Below are 12,957 nucleotides of genomic sequence, written 5' to 3'. Positions count from 1 at the left end.
TCAGTCACCATCACGTCCGGTCCTCGTGGTGGCCGAAGATGTCGGTTATCTCTGGATCGGCCCCGACACCCGAGTACACGGTGAGGATATCACCAGCCTCGATCTCGGTGTTCCCTCGTGGGGTTATCGGGTGTCCTTCGCCGTTCCGTTCGATCGCTACGACGAGCATGTCGTCGTCGAGCAGTCCGGAGGCGGCGGCTTCGTTCAGCGACTTCCCTGTAATCGGGGCCTCCGGCGTCACCTCGATTTCGAACACCTCCGCCTCCTCACCGATTCGCATGAAATCAACGATCGCTGGTCGTGCAACGGCACGGTAGAGGTACTCCGCGATGAGTTGCTGTGGGTTCTGCATCGTGTTCACACCGATCTGGCGGAACAGCCCCATGTGCTCGGGGTTGTGGACGACGGAAAGGATGGCGGGGATATCGAACTCCTGAGCTAGGAGACACACCATGATGTTCGTCGCGTCCTGGTCCGTCGTCGAGATAATCGCGTCGGCCTGCTCGCCGCCGGCGTCGCTGATCGTCTCCTTCGTCGTCGCGTCGGCGTTGAGGACGAGGCAGTCATATTGGTTCGCGACGCGGTCGGCCTTATCGGGATCACGCTCGATGACGACGACCTCGTTCCCGGACCGAGTCGCGATGTCGATCAGCGGTGTTCCGATGTCGCCCGCACCGACGATGATGATGTACATATCGAGCTACACCTGTCGTGGGGGGGCGTGACGTGGGATTGGTCGTCGACCGAACGGATCCGGGACAGGTGAGTCGACCGTGCTGGTGGAACGAAGACTGCAGATCATCAGTCTGTCTCGGTGTGAATTCCGGAGTGACTTAACCTATGTGTTTCTGAACTGTCTGTTCTGGTGGATGAAGAATATATGAACCAAATATTGCGCTCCTATGAACAGAGATAGTACTAAATGCTCAAAGCAAAAATAGGTAGGAAATGAGTGACCCACCAGACGAGCAGGACCGGCCGTTGGATGGTGATCCGAAGAGTGCGTCGAGGACGCGAACGCTGTACCCGTTTTTTCAGCGGGAGTCCGACACCGTTCTCAGTATCGCGGGGGCGATTGCGACATCTCTAGACACCCAGCTACTTATCGGTGAGATCGAGACCGGGACCGGCACTGCGTCGTACGAAACAACTCGTGACGTGGCCGAGACGGTTCTTCGTGCCCGGGATAGCACTTCGATCGACGTGGATGTGCTCGGCCTACCCCTCACAGGGCCGAGTCCCATCGAGACAGTTGCTACGGCAGCAGCTACATTCCACATCAACATTATCGTAATGGGAGACGATGCATCGGAGCGCATCGAAGCACAAATCGCCAAGCGCACAGGTTGCGATACAGTCGTCGTCAATGGACGATCCTCACCTGAATCGATTGCATCGATACTCGTTCCAATTGCCGGGGGTCCACACTCCGGAGCCGCTGTGAACGTCGCCAGTTCTCTCGCCGCAGCCAACGATGCGTGGATCGAACTCGTGCACATCCTCGAGACGGACAACTCTGGACTGAAACGAGCAGAAGCAGAGGAGCTTCTCGAAGCAGGAGCAGTACAGATCTCTGATACTATCGAGGTAGATACCCGCATCATCGATGGCAACGGTGTCACGTCGGAGATAATCGAGGAATCCGCCTATCACGATTTGACGGTCATCGGGGCACCACAAAAGGGGAAATTACGACGATTGATATTTGGTTCGAAGGTGACCGAAATCCGTGAGCAGGCACAGAACACCGTCGTTATGGCTCGAAAGGGCTCCGACCCAGAGCTGAGTCTGTTCGCTGGCACAGTCACACAGTAGGAGATTCGGTCGACCTGATGACACGGAATCCGATGTGGGCCTCATTGGTCGGGCCACGATCCTCCAAGTGAAATAAACCATAGGGATCTGGTGGATCACTAGGCGGCGTCGACTTCGACAGTTAGAAATTGGGAAACGAAGCGGGAGATCGTCGAGGCTCTATGTCGAAACGCTCCCGCTTCACGAGCAAGGCGGTCCGGTTAGCGAACACTGCGATCGCCGACTACGCGGTTGAGTCCCTCCACCGTCTGCGGGTTCCCCTCGACAGATCCTATCGAGACCGCCTCGATTTGCTGAGCGATATAGCACGAATTCTCTGGAAGTTCGGCCTCAGCGAGGCCGATCTCTCACATCACTCCACGGTAGTCAACGCGATTGGGAGGGTCAGACCTGCTACGTACTCACGGCGGTCCGTGCCAGCTATCACACGTTCGCTGTCGTAACCATTCTGGGCAGAGGGAACCGCTATCCAGCGGGGTCTGTTTGGGTTCGTGTCGTCTCTGACCCGGTGTCGCTGTAGAGCGGAAGCTCGACGACGAACACAGCGCCGGTCGGCTCGTTGTCTTCGACCCAGACAGCACCACCGTACTGTTTCGTCAGCGTGTGAGCGAGGTACAGCCCGATCCCGGACCCCGGACTGTCGATTCCTTTCTCGCCCTTCCCGAAGATCTGCTCCTTCCGGTCGTCCGGAACACCCGGACCATTGTCTGCGACCCGTATCTGCACGGAGTCCTCGTGTTCCGCTCCACTGACCGTGACTCTGGGCGTTGCGCTGTCGTTGTGCCGGACAGCATTCTCCAGGAGATTCCGGAACACCGACGACAGCATCTCGTTCGCCTGGACGGGGGCTGCTGGCAGTTCACCGGCGATCTCGAAGCGTGCCGCTGAATGCGTCTCCCGAGCAGTGGTCAGTTCCGCCTCGACTATCGTCCGAACGTCGACCTGTTTCAGGTCCGCAACGGAGTCGTCCGTGAGGGATTCGATGAACGCGCGTGCGGTCTCGGTCAGCTCTACGATGTGCTCGGAACTGCGAATCACACGGTCGAGTGCTTCCTCTCCCTCCGCGTCCACGTGGTCCTCCAGCGATTCTGCCCAGCCGAGGACCACTGCCATATCGTTTCGGATGTCGTGTCTGACGACCCGGTTCAGCGCCTCGAGCTGTTCGGTCTTCTCCTCGAGTTTCCGCCGGTACGACTCCCGCTCGGTGACGTCCGTGATCGTCACTAGCTGTCCAGTCCGCACTTCCCCCGAGAGGAACGGTGTCGTGGCGACTTCGTAGTAGCGGGTCTCCCCGTCCTCGGTGACGGATACAACCTCCGTCTCGGAGATGTGATCGGCGAGTCTCTCGCTCACCACGGCGATCGGTTCCCCGACCGCGTCCGGAAGCCCTGGGAAGATTGTCTCCGCGGCGTGGTTGAAGTCCCGTACCCGGTTCGATTGGTCGAGGTATATCGCCGGCCTCGTCGTCCCAGTGGTCATCCGAATCGCTTCGAAACGGTCGAAGTAGACGAAGAGGGTGCCCACAGCGAAGACCGCGACACCCGGTGGTTCGTACATCAGGGGGAGGAGTGTCGCGGACTGCTCGCTGAGGATCGTCGCGACTGCCGGGACGCCGGTGATTCCGAAGAGGATGACGAGCGGCCGGCTATCGGTCCCGGTCTGGTACAGCCGTTCCGCGAGCATGAAGAACCCGACCATGATGACCGCGTACGAGAGCCCGAGGACGACCCAGTACAGCAGTTGATGATTGATCGCCAGATGGGGGAACGGCTCTGTCGTCCATTCCGTGGTGAAGTAGAGGTTGTGGAGCGGGTTCGTGATCTTGAGCCCGATGAGGAAGAGGAACACGGCCAGTGCGGGGTAGCGGAACGGCGTGTTCTGTAGCGACCGGCCGGTGTATTCGGCACAGAACCATACCCACGCGCCGACCGCGACGAACGCGAAGATGAACCCGGTGACGTACAGGGCGGTTTTACTCGTGGAAGTCGGCGCGAGCAAGTAGCCGAGGTATCCACCACACCAGAGTGCAACCGACGCGAGAAACGCGACGAACGCCCTCCGGGTGCCGGGATGCTGGATCGTGCGTGCCCGTGGAATACTGCCGAGACAGGCGACACCAGAGAGCGCGAAGAGAACGACGTACGAGAAAAAGACGAGATCCATGGTGGCTAATCACGTATCTCACGTTTGCAATTAGGTGTTGTGGTCGCTCACCTGGATTCCCGTGTTAGGCTCCGTTGAGACACCGCTCGAGTGGCAGTTCATCGAGGCTCCTCCGAAGCAGACCCGAGACAGTGGACCGCCGGACTCCAGGGTCTACTCACAACTGCCTTCTGCCTCTCCGGTTGGTCGTCGCTCGTCTCACGGCGATGAGAACCCGGCGGGAAGCCACAGCTTTGTATCACCCGGCCCTACCACCGCCAATGGAGGTGTACGTGTACGGACCATTGCGGACCGCAACGGGCGAGAAGGTCGTGGACGTTCCAGCGGATGGCGGGACCGTCGGAGACCTGCTCGAGGCGTTCCTCGGCGAGTACCCGCGGACTGCCTCACAGCTCGTCGACGACGACGGCGGCCTCCGACCGAGCGTCCGTGTGATGGTCGACGATGAGAAGGCGACGTGGGACCAGCCCGTGTCGAAGCACGACGAGGTGAAGATCTTCCCTGCGATGCGTGGTGGGTGACCGACACCCCCTGTCAGAGACCGTACTGCTCCCGGACCGTCTCCGCGAGCCCGACCTCCTCCAGCAGCGCCGTCGGTGCGAGCATGGTCAACTGGACGACTCCCGGGAGCCGTGCGATCTCGACGCCGCCGGTGAAGGTACAGCGTGAGCGCACCTCGCCCTCGGTGATCCCGAACAGCGAACTCGCCCGGTCGAACGCGTTCTCCGTCGCATCGTTGATCGTCGCGCCGGAGCCGATGAACTGGACCGGTGCCGCGTCGTGCAGCGTCTCGACGTTGTACTCGTCGGCGAGTGCCTGCCCGGCCTCGCGCTCGGCCCCGGAGTACGGCTTCGCGATGTGTGGCAGGTCGGCCTCGTTCGGCAGGAGCATGGGCCCGTCGAGGTCGAGCCCCTTGATGACCTCGACCTCGAGTTCGGTCTTCCCGCTCACGTCGGTCGTGTGGAGCGAGAGCTCGCCATCGCCCTGGTTCGCGTGGAGATCGCCGACGTACAGCCCTGCGCCTTCGACGCGCACCGGGCAGATCAGCGTCGCGCCGGGACGCACCTCGTTCGAGTCCATGTGCCCGTCCGTCCGGGCCTCGAGTTCGGTCTCGTCCGCCAGCCCCCAGTCGTGTTCGGCACCGATGAGGAACTGTCCGAAGTCACCGGCGTTGTGCGAGTCGGGGAGTTCGACCGCCGGTGTGGTCCCGATGTTGCCGATGAACGGCCGGAGGCGGCCGAGCGTCCCCGGCATCTCGTCGGGCTCGTACAACAGGATCGGGTGCTGCCGTGAGTTCTCGGGGAGCGCCATCGCCTCGTCGGCGCGCTCGGCCAGGTCGTGTGCGCCCTCGGAGCCGACGGTGATGCCGACCGTCCGGTCGTCGTCGAAGACGACGGTGTAGCCGTACTCGAACCCGAACGAGGACGCGTTCGCGCCACACTCGGCACACCGGATCGCATCCTCGCCGGTTCCCTCGACTATCGTCTCGGGCCATTCAGCGCCACACTCCGGACACCGGTGGTCGACGAACGGGTCGTCACCGAACGCACCCTCCCGTTCGGCCATACTGCCTGTACTGGTCGCGAGACTGGTCACCTCGACGTCCTTGATCCTGACGACCAGGGCGTCGCCCGGCTCCGCGTTCTCGACGAAGATCGGGCGTGTGACCTCGTGGCCGCCGCGGAAGGACGGCGTGATCATCGGTCCCCAGCAGCCGGCCGGCGTGTGCGTCTTCACGGTCCCGCCGTCGGCGACAGTTCCCGCCCACTCCTGGTCCGGCCCGACGAGTCCGAGCGTGAACTCGTCGACCTCGAGCGTCTCGTGGATGTGTTCCGACATACGCTAGCAATTTGCACGGTGAAATCATAGGTGTTGTGCAGGCCGGCGTCGACTGCCGTCTTCTGGTCGGCATCGACCGTGCCGAGTGTCACGACCCTCGTTCGAGGAACCGCTCGTCGAGGTTGAGTGTCTGGCGAGAAGCGCATTCGGTCCGTCCCTACCGGTGGCGACGCGGGGAGGGCGAGACCCCGGTCGTTTCGGGTCTGTCCGGGGAGAGCGCCAGCTCTTTCTCATCGGAGTTCGTGCCCAGGACGACGGACCGGACGCCGACTGTCGGTCTTCTCCCGTCGAAGGTGGGGGAGTAGGCGAGGGGTTCGGCCGTGTCGTTTGGAATCGGAAATGAGTCTGATTCGTTCCCCGGACAGACCCCCTCCGGTCCATCCAGGTAAAATTTGCCACCCGACCACGATAACTCTGCTGGCTGTCATACCAAGTCGACACGGTCAGTCCTGCCGCTCGTGTATCCGGGCTCGAACGGAATCGGGACGGCAGCATCGAATACAGCCACTGACGTCGCCTGTCCGCGGTGAGGTTCGATCGCCTCCCGGTCGATGCGCCACCGTCATATCGACTCGATATGGCACCCGACAGTCGTCTGGAGAAAGTCCGCCTGCTGGAGTCAGACCGGGTCCAAGTCGTAGCTCTCGATGATCTGCTGGCGGTCGATCTTCCCGAGGGCGGTCAACGGCAGCTCGTCCTCGACGGTGTACTCGACGGGCTGTTTGTAGTCCGCGAGCTCCTGCTCGCCGTACTCCTCGACACCGGCCGCCGTGAGGTCGCTCCCGGGCGTTCTGAGGACAAACGCGTGTCCGGCCTCACCCCAGGTGTCGTCCGCGACACCGATGACCATCGCCTGCTCGACCGCCTCGTGGTCGGTCAGCACCGCCTCGACCTCCGGTGGGTACACGTTGTAGCCCCCGGAGATGTACATGTTCTTCTTGCGGCCGCGCAGCCGGACGTGCCCGTCGTCGTCGACGAAGCCGAGGTCGCCGGTCCGGACCCACTCTCCTTCCACGAACGCCCCCTCCGTCTGCTCCGCGGTGAGGAACCGGTCCATGACGCCGTCGCCACGGACCACGATCTCTCCCGTCTCCCCCTCCGGGAGGAACTCGCCGTCCGCTACGGTGCGGACGTCGAAGCCCGGGAACGGCTTCCCGACAGTCGTGGTCATCTCGGAGACCGGCGTCCCGAGCTCGGTGAGGGTCACGAACCCAGCCGTCTCCGTGAGCCCCCAGCCGGTGACCGCATGCGTCGCCGCCTGCGCCATCCCGGCCAGGATGTCCTCGGAGGGTGCCTGCCCGGCGACCACCGCGACGTCCAGCGACGAGAGGTCGGTCTCGGCGAAGTCGTCGTGGTTGAACAGCATCCCCCACATCGCGGGAACGTTCCCGACCATCGAGATGGACCGTGATTCGATCAACTGCAGAGCGACGCCGGGATCGAAGGCGTCCAGGAACACCACGTCAGCGCCGGCGACGACCGCACTGCCCATGAGCTCCGTCGCACCGCCCACGTGGTCGGTCGGCAGGTGCACGAGCACCGTGTCCGAATCGTCGATATCCCAGACCGACGAGATAGCGGTCCCCTGGAAGACGACGTTCCGATGGGAGAGCACTGCGCCCTTCGGGTCGCCGGTGGTCCCGCTCGTGAACACCACCAGCAGCCCCGTATCCGGATCCGTACAGCCCGGTGAGTCGTCGGTCTTCGGCGTTCCGTCGGGGTCCGCCGCCGTCCACTCGTACGCTCCTGCTTCGGGGAGGTCCGCGTGGTAGTCCGCACCCAGCCAGTACGTCGACCCGATCCCCTCGAACGCGGGTACCTCCTCGAGGACCGCCTGGAAGTCGGTGTCGCGGTACTGTCCTGCGCCGACGAACGCGGCGGGCTCCGTCGACGCGAGGACGTGCTGGTGGTCCGCGGGTTTCCCCCGGAGGTCCAGTGGCACGAGTGTCGCGCCGAGCTTCGCCGCCGCGAAGTACACCTCGGCGAACGGCCCCGACGGCGGGAACAGGGTCGCCACGAAATCCCCCGCTTCCACCCCGTCCGCTGCGAGCTGCGCGGCGAGCCGACTCGCGGCGTCGTTCAACTCGCCCCAGGTCGCCGCCGATTCGGTCGCCGCGACCAGCCCCAGCGGCGAGTACGTGTACGCTCGCGTGTCCGGTCTCGTCGCTGCGCGGCGTTCGAGATACCACTGAAAGAGTCCGGTGTGCGGTTCCTCACTGTCGTACTCGTGGTCGTCGGCTGTCTCAGTCATGTGTCTCGTGTGCGTCCTCGGTGATCATCAGCAGGTTCGTCCGGTACTCGACGACGGTCGCGTCGTCCTGGTTCTTGCCCTCCACGTCGAGCGTCACGACGCCGCTGTGGTCATCGCGCTGCGTCTTCTCCAGCACCTCTACCTCGAAGTGGACCGTATCGTCGACGAAGACGGGTCGATGGAACTGGATCGACTCCATCCCAGCATTCGCTCGGATCCCCGTCGGCTCGTTCGAGTACAGCAACCCCTCTGCGAGCCCGAGCAGGAACGTCCCCTGGACGACGCGTTCGCCGTACTGCGTCTCCGCTGCGAACTCCCGGTCGGTGTGGATCGGCAGCCAGCAGCCCGTCGCGTTCGCGTAATTCACGACGTCGCTCTCCGTCACCGTCCGGCCGATGGTCTCGACCGTCTCGCCGACCTCGACCTTGTCGTAGAACCCTTCTAGCACGCTCTCCCCACTCGGCTGTGAAACCTTCACTATTTCCATCATTCTGCACGTGGTCGCGGTGTTAGAACACCTCCGCTCCGGTCGTAATATGCGGTAACGCGGTGGATCGTTACATCGCTGTCCGTCGCTATCCACGGGAGCGTGACCGTCGCGACGAGGTGGACCCGGGCGACTCGCTCTGCGAGTTGTGACGCGATGAGGCAGGGTGGTTACTCGGAGGGGCAGATCTGTGGGTTCGTGCGTAACCAAACGGACAACACGTATAAACAGCCTGAACAAGTAATAGGCAGTAGACTTAATGGCTCGTCTGAACCGGCACGCGGAGACAGAGGAGGCGGTCACCGAATCGGAACAGGAAGAGCACACTGGAGAATCGGAGACGGAGTCGTGTCCGGAGTGCGGGTCGGAACAGCTCGTCACGAGCGGTGACGGTGACGAGCTCGTCTGCGACGACTGCGGACTGGTGCTCGAAGACGAGATGATCGATCGGGGGCCGGAGTGGCGGGCGTTCAACCACGGGGAGCGCCAGAGCAAGAGTCGTGTCGGGGCACCGACGACGCAGACGATGCACGACAAGGGGTTGACGACCCAGATCGACTGGCAGAACAAGGACGCGTACGGCCGGTCGCTCTCCTCGGAGAAGCGCAGTCAGATGTCGCGCCTCCGGAAGTGGCAGGAGCGCATCCGGACGAAGGACGCCGGGGAGCGGAACCTCCAGTTCGCACTCAGCGAGACCGACCGGATGGCATCGGCACTCGGCGTCCCGCGGTCCGTTCGCGAGGTGGCGTCGGTGATCTACCGGCGGGCACTGAACGAGGACCTGATCCGTGGTCGGTCCATCGAGGGCGTGGCGACGAGCTGTCTGTACGCCGCCTGCCGACAGGAGGGGATTCCGCGCAGTCTCGAGGAGGTGTCGGAGGTCTCGCGTGTCGAGCAGAAGGAGATCGGGCGCACGTACCGGTACATCTCGCAGGAGCTCGGCCTCAGGATGGAGCCCGTCGACCCGAAGGAGTACGTCCCCCGGTTCTGTTCCGAACTCGGCGTGAGCGAGGAGGTGGAGATGAAGGCGAACGAGATAATCGACGTGACGGCCGAACAGGGGCTCCTGTCGGGGAAGTCGCCGACGGGGTTCGCCGCGGCAGCGATCTACGCGGCCTCGCTGCTGTGCAACGAGAAGCAGACCCAGCGCGAGGTGGCCGCGGTGGCGCAGGTGACGGAGGTCACGATCCGGAACCGGTACCAGGAGCAGATCGAGGCGATGGGCCTCCAGTGAGTTCGGGCTGGCTCTGACCCGGCTCCGACCTGCTAGACGAACTCGGTGTTCTGCGGTCCGTTGGTGATGTGCACCTCGAACGGCTGCGTGTCGACCTGGTCCTGTTCGACGAGATGCCAGTAGGTCTCGGCCATCCGGTCGGGGTCGAGGAACGTGTCCCCGTCGCGGTCCGGGGCTTGCTCGCGTGCTCCCGGGCCGTCGATCTGGCCGTCGATGACGACGTGTGCGACGTGGACGCCCTCGGGACCGAACTCCTGTGCCATGTCCATCGCCATCCCGCGGGCCGCGAACTTCGCCGCGGTGAACCCGACTGTCCCGCCGAGACTCCGGACCGCGGAGGTCGCGCCGGTGAAGATGACGGTGCCACCGCCGGTGTCCACCATGTCACCGACGGCCTCCTGCGAGCAGACGAACGCACCACGGCCGTTGACCTTCCAGGGTCGCTCGAACTCCTCGACGCTGGACTCCATGAGGCCCTTCCACGACGCGGCACTCGCGTGATTCACCAGGATATCGACCGGGCCGAACTGGTCCCTGACCGTCTCGAACCCGTCCCGGATCTGCTCGACGCTGGCGAGATCGGTCTGGACCGCGAGCCCAGCACCCGGCTCGGGGAGGTCGGCGGCCAACTCCTCGATGAACGCCGCGCTCCGGGCGAAGAGGGCAACCTCACAGCCCTCGGACGCGAACTTCCTCGCGAGCGACTCGCCGAGACCAGGACCGACGCCCGCGATAACAGCCGTGCGTGCCATGGTCGGTGCTAGCGCCCCGGTTCCAAAACCGTGGTGGTGGTACCCACGATACCTGCCAGCACGGTCGAACCCACGCCGACAGGTGGTCAGTGCCGTTCTCGCTCGATATCCAGCGAGTAGACCCGGATCCGTGCGTCCCGAAACGAGATACGGGAGCTGACGAGGCCCTGTGCCTCAAGGCGCGTCAGTGCATCCCGGACGGTTCGAACCGGGAGGAGCGTCGACTCGGCGAGCTGGGACTGCGTGGCGTCGCCCTCGTATTCGAGCGTCTTCGCGACCAGCTTCGCACTCGGCGGCAGATCCAGCAGTCCGGCCCCCGACTCGGAGGCGGAGAGTGGCGATCTCTGGGACATCGATACCCCACGATGGACGGGGAGGCATCTTAACAGCGCACCGCGTGTGCGCTCTGACCACCCGACCGTCTCCGGGGGGCTCCGAGTTCAGGTTCGAGCGGGTCACCACCGGGAAACCAACCCATATGAACGTCGAAGCCCTACCCTGGTATCGATGGACGAATCAGCGTCGGCCACCTCGGAGCCCGGAATACACACGGCTCCTCGGACCGATATCTCCCAGAACCAGGGCAAGTTCCGCATCCACTTCAACTTCCCCGGACGTGCAGTCCCGGGCCACGACGACCACGGCTACGGCCCACTGGCGACGGTCGTCGAGTCCTTCATGGACCCGGGGACGTTGATCCGGATGCACCAGCACCGAAACGAGGAGATCATCTCGTGGGTGCCTGCCGGCGTGATGCGACACGACGACCGACAGGGGAACGAGCTGGTCACGGATGCCGAGCACCTCATGGTCATGGGGGCCGGCAGTGGCTTCTGGCACGCCGAGGAGACGCTTGCGGCGGACCCGCCGCTACGGATGCTGCAGATCTTCGTCCGTCCGCACGGTCTCGACCTCGAGCCCGAGATCCAACACGAGCCGATCCCCGGGCCCGAACCCAACGAGTGGCGGTATCTGTTCGGTCCCGAGGACGGGGAGGCACCGCTCCGGGTTCGCAACGAGGTCCAGTTCTACGACTGTCGCCTCGACGAGGGCGCGAGCACCACCCTCCCCTCCCGAGCGGGCTGGGACACCTACCTCTACGTGTTCGAGGGGGCGGTGCGTATCGGTCCGGACGGGACGGCCCTCGGCCACACGGAATCCGCGCTCGTGAAGGGTGTCGAGGACGTCGCTGTCACGGCGCGCGAACCGTCGATACTCGTCGCGTTCTGCATCGACCCGGGTGCGCCGGTCACCCGGCAGGGAACCATCGGGCGCTGAGTCCGCGGCCGCCGAGTCCGACCAGCGGCGTGCGGAACCGCTTGCCACTGCTCGCCCGCCTCAGTCCTGCCAGTCGGGATCGTCACGTGGCGGGCTGAAGATGTCCAGCCCGATGGCGGGTTCGTCACCGCGGTTCTCGGCGCCGTGGGACTCGCCGCCCGTGAGGACGTAGGAGTCGCCGGCCTCGACGACGTGTGTCTCGCCGTCGACGAAGAACGTGAGCGCTCCCTCGAGCAGGTAGCCCGTCTGCTCGTGCGGGTGACTGTGCTCGGGGACGGTCGCACCGGGCTCGATCCGGAAGTGCTGTACGTTCATCTCGCTGCCGCCAGCCAGGAGCTTCAGGTGGGCCCCATCGACCGCCTCGGTCGCCTCGACGTCGGATTCGGGAACGATATCCATGGCACACCAATCGGGGGCAGCGACCAAATACCCGCAGGCTCCCGTAGCGGTACGTTCCGGGCAGTCGAAGTTCACGCATGCCCAGGACGGGACCCTTCGAACGCCACACCGACCGATACGACGCGTGGTTCGAGGAAAACGAAGCCGCCTACAAGTCGGAGGTGAGGGTGCTCCAGCAGCTCGTTCCGGAGCCGGGACTCGGCCTGGAGATCGGCGTCGGCAGCGCCCGGTTCGCTGCACCGCTCGGGATGCAGGTCGGCCTCGACCCGGCAGCGCGGATGCTGGCCCGGGCTCGCGAGCGAGGCGTCGACGCGGTCGGGGGCGTCGCCGAGGCGCTGCCGTTCCGCGACGGCAGTTTCGACACGGCCCTGCTCGTCACGACGATCTGCTTCGTCGACGACATCCCGCAGACGCTGTCGGAGGCCCGACGCGTCCTGCGGCCTGACGGCTCGCTCGTCATCGGGTACATCGACCGCGATAGCCCCGTCGGACAGGTGTACCAGGAGAAGCAGTCCGAGAACCCGTTCTACCGCGATGCGGTGTTCGTCTCGACCGACGAGCTGGTCGGAGCACTCGAAGCGGCGGGGTTCACCGAGTTCGAGTTCGTGCAGACGATCTTCCACTGGCCGGGCGACATCGACGAGCGGGAACCGGTGGCGGAGGGGTACGGTGAGGGCTCGTTCGTCGGCATCAGGGCGTCTCCGTAGCGGGCCTCACTCCGGCTGAGCCATCTCCAGAG

The 12,957-nt window shown here is 64.2% G+C and carries 13 protein-coding genes; 5 read left to right on the top strand and 8 right to left on the bottom strand.

Annotated elements, in window-relative coordinates; all coding sequences use genetic code 11:
- Window positions 1-10: 10 nt before the first annotated feature.
- Window positions 11-694, bottom strand: coding sequence for a potassium channel family protein (locus NO345_RS15925; protein WP_256300836.1), 684 nt, complete (start codon window positions 692-694; stop codon window positions 11-13).
- A 254-nt stretch (window positions 695-948) separates the two neighbouring features.
- On the opposite strand from NO345_RS15925, the gene NO345_RS15920 reads away from it, so the two are divergent.
- A complete protein-coding gene (locus NO345_RS15920; protein ID WP_256300834.1) occupies window positions 949-1,815 on the top strand; it encodes a universal stress protein in 867 nt (288 codons plus the stop codon).
- Window positions 1,816-2,280: 465 nt separating this feature from the next.
- Here the strand turns inward: NO345_RS15920 and NO345_RS15910 are convergent, their stop codons facing one another.
- Window positions 2,281-3,978, bottom strand: coding sequence for a sensor histidine kinase (locus tag NO345_RS15910; RefSeq protein WP_256300832.1), 1,698 nt, complete (start codon window positions 3,976-3,978; stop codon window positions 2,281-2,283).
- Window positions 3,979-4,238: 260 nt separating this feature from the next.
- Here NO345_RS15910 and NO345_RS15905 point away from each other — a divergent pair, with 260 nt between their 5' ends.
- Window positions 4,239-4,499, top strand: coding sequence for a ubiquitin-like small modifier protein 1 (locus NO345_RS15905; protein ID WP_256300830.1), 261 nt, complete (start codon window positions 4,239-4,241; stop codon window positions 4,497-4,499).
- A 13-nt stretch (window positions 4,500-4,512) separates the two neighbouring features.
- Here NO345_RS15905 and NO345_RS15900 read toward each other — a convergent pair whose 3' ends face one another.
- From NO345_RS15900 to NO345_RS15890, 3 genes are all read right to left on the bottom strand, one after another.
- The gene (locus NO345_RS15900; RefSeq protein ID WP_256300828.1) at window positions 4,513-5,817 is read right to left on the bottom strand and encodes an acetamidase/formamidase family protein; all 1,305 of its coding nucleotides are present in this window, start codon (window positions 5,815-5,817) and stop codon (window positions 4,513-4,515) included.
- 619 nt (window positions 5,818-6,436) lie between these two features.
- Window positions 6,437-8,068: a class I adenylate-forming enzyme family protein gene (locus tag NO345_RS15895; protein WP_256300826.1), complete on the bottom strand. Its 1,632-nt coding sequence runs from the start codon at window positions 8,066-8,068 to the stop codon at window positions 6,437-6,439.
- Window positions 8,061-8,516 (bottom strand): MaoC family dehydratase, encoded by a 456-nt coding sequence (locus tag NO345_RS15890; RefSeq protein WP_256300825.1) that lies wholly within the window; start codon window positions 8,514-8,516, stop codon window positions 8,061-8,063. The genes NO345_RS15895 and NO345_RS15890 overlap by 8 nt, the downstream gene beginning before the upstream one ends.
- 298 nt (window positions 8,517-8,814) lie before the next feature.
- Here NO345_RS15890 and NO345_RS15885 point away from each other — a divergent pair, with 298 nt between their 5' ends.
- On the top strand, window positions 8,815-9,789 hold the full coding sequence (locus tag NO345_RS15885) for a transcription initiation factor IIB (protein ID WP_256300823.1): 975 nt from the start codon (window positions 8,815-8,817) through the stop codon (window positions 9,787-9,789).
- A gap of 32 nt (window positions 9,790-9,821) precedes the next feature.
- Here NO345_RS15885 and NO345_RS15880 read toward each other — a convergent pair whose 3' ends face one another.
- A complete protein-coding gene (locus NO345_RS15880; RefSeq protein ID WP_256300821.1) occupies window positions 9,822-10,541 on the bottom strand; it encodes an SDR family NAD(P)-dependent oxidoreductase in 720 nt (239 codons plus the stop codon).
- 86 nt (window positions 10,542-10,627) lie between these two features.
- Window positions 10,628-10,894 carry a MarR family transcriptional regulator gene (locus tag NO345_RS15875; RefSeq protein WP_256300819.1) on the bottom strand — a complete coding sequence of 89 codons (267 nt, stop codon included), beginning with the start codon at window positions 10,892-10,894 and terminating at the stop codon, window positions 10,628-10,630.
- Window positions 10,895-11,048: 154 nt separating this feature from the next.
- Between NO345_RS15875 and NO345_RS15870 the strand changes: the two genes are divergently transcribed.
- Entirely contained in the window at window positions 11,049-11,819 is a 771-nt protein-coding gene (locus NO345_RS15870; RefSeq protein WP_256300817.1) for a pirin family protein, read from the top strand.
- Window positions 11,820-11,879: 60 nt separating this feature from the next.
- Here the strand turns inward: NO345_RS15870 and NO345_RS15865 are convergent, their stop codons facing one another.
- Complete coding sequence (locus NO345_RS15865) at window positions 11,880-12,218, bottom strand: cupin domain-containing protein (RefSeq protein WP_256300815.1); 339 nt, start codon at window positions 12,216-12,218, stop codon at window positions 11,880-11,882.
- A gap of 77 nt (window positions 12,219-12,295) precedes the next feature.
- Here NO345_RS15865 and NO345_RS15860 point away from each other — a divergent pair, with 77 nt between their 5' ends.
- The gene (locus tag NO345_RS15860; protein ID WP_256300813.1) at window positions 12,296-12,925 is read left to right on the top strand and encodes a class I SAM-dependent methyltransferase; all 630 of its coding nucleotides are present in this window, start codon (window positions 12,296-12,298) and stop codon (window positions 12,923-12,925) included.
- The last annotated feature ends 32 nt before the right edge of the window (window positions 12,926-12,957 follow it).

Source organism: Haloarchaeobius salinus, assembly GCF_024464185.1.
Taxonomy (GTDB): domain Archaea; phylum Halobacteriota; class Halobacteria; order Halobacteriales; family Natrialbaceae; genus Haloarchaeobius; species Haloarchaeobius salinus.
Note: the sequence above shows the minus strand (reverse complement) of the source record. Positions and strands in the feature narration are given on the sequence as shown.

What these genes read in the sequence shown, in the direction of transcription:
- NO345_RS15875 (WP_256300819.1), bottom strand. Translation starts at nt 10,894, where the DNA reads ATGTCCCAGAGATCGCCACTCTCCGCCTCCGAGTCGGGGGCCGGACTG.
- NO345_RS15895 (WP_256300826.1), bottom strand. Translation starts at nt 8,068, where the DNA reads ATGACTGAGACAGCCGACGACCACGAGTACGACAGTGAGGAACCGCAC.
- NO345_RS15920 (WP_256300834.1), top strand. Translation starts at nt 949, where the DNA reads ATGAGTGACCCACCAGACGAGCAGGACCGGCCGTTGGATGGTGATCCG.
- NO345_RS15905 (WP_256300830.1), top strand. Translation starts at nt 4,239, where the DNA reads ATGGAGGTGTACGTGTACGGACCATTGCGGACCGCAACGGGCGAGAAG.
- NO345_RS15860 (WP_256300813.1), top strand. Translation starts at nt 12,296, where the DNA reads ATGCCCAGGACGGGACCCTTCGAACGCCACACCGACCGATACGACGCG.
- NO345_RS15925 (WP_256300836.1), bottom strand. Translation starts at nt 694, where the DNA reads ATGTACATCATCATCGTCGGTGCGGGCGACATCGGAACACCGCTGATC.
- NO345_RS15870 (WP_256300817.1), top strand. Translation starts at nt 11,049, where the DNA reads ATGGACGAATCAGCGTCGGCCACCTCGGAGCCCGGAATACACACGGCT.
- NO345_RS15865 (WP_256300815.1), bottom strand. Translation starts at nt 12,218, where the DNA reads ATGGATATCGTTCCCGAATCCGACGTCGAGGCGACCGAGGCGGTCGAT.
- NO345_RS15885 (WP_256300823.1), top strand. Translation starts at nt 8,815, where the DNA reads ATGGCTCGTCTGAACCGGCACGCGGAGACAGAGGAGGCGGTCACCGAA.
- NO345_RS15910 (WP_256300832.1), bottom strand. Translation starts at nt 3,978, where the DNA reads ATGGATCTCGTCTTTTTCTCGTACGTCGTTCTCTTCGCGCTCTCTGGT.
- NO345_RS15900 (WP_256300828.1), bottom strand. Translation starts at nt 5,817, where the DNA reads ATGTCGGAACACATCCACGAGACGCTCGAGGTCGACGAGTTCACGCTC.
- NO345_RS15880 (WP_256300821.1), bottom strand. Translation starts at nt 10,541, where the DNA reads ATGGCACGCACGGCTGTTATCGCGGGCGTCGGTCCTGGTCTCGGCGAG.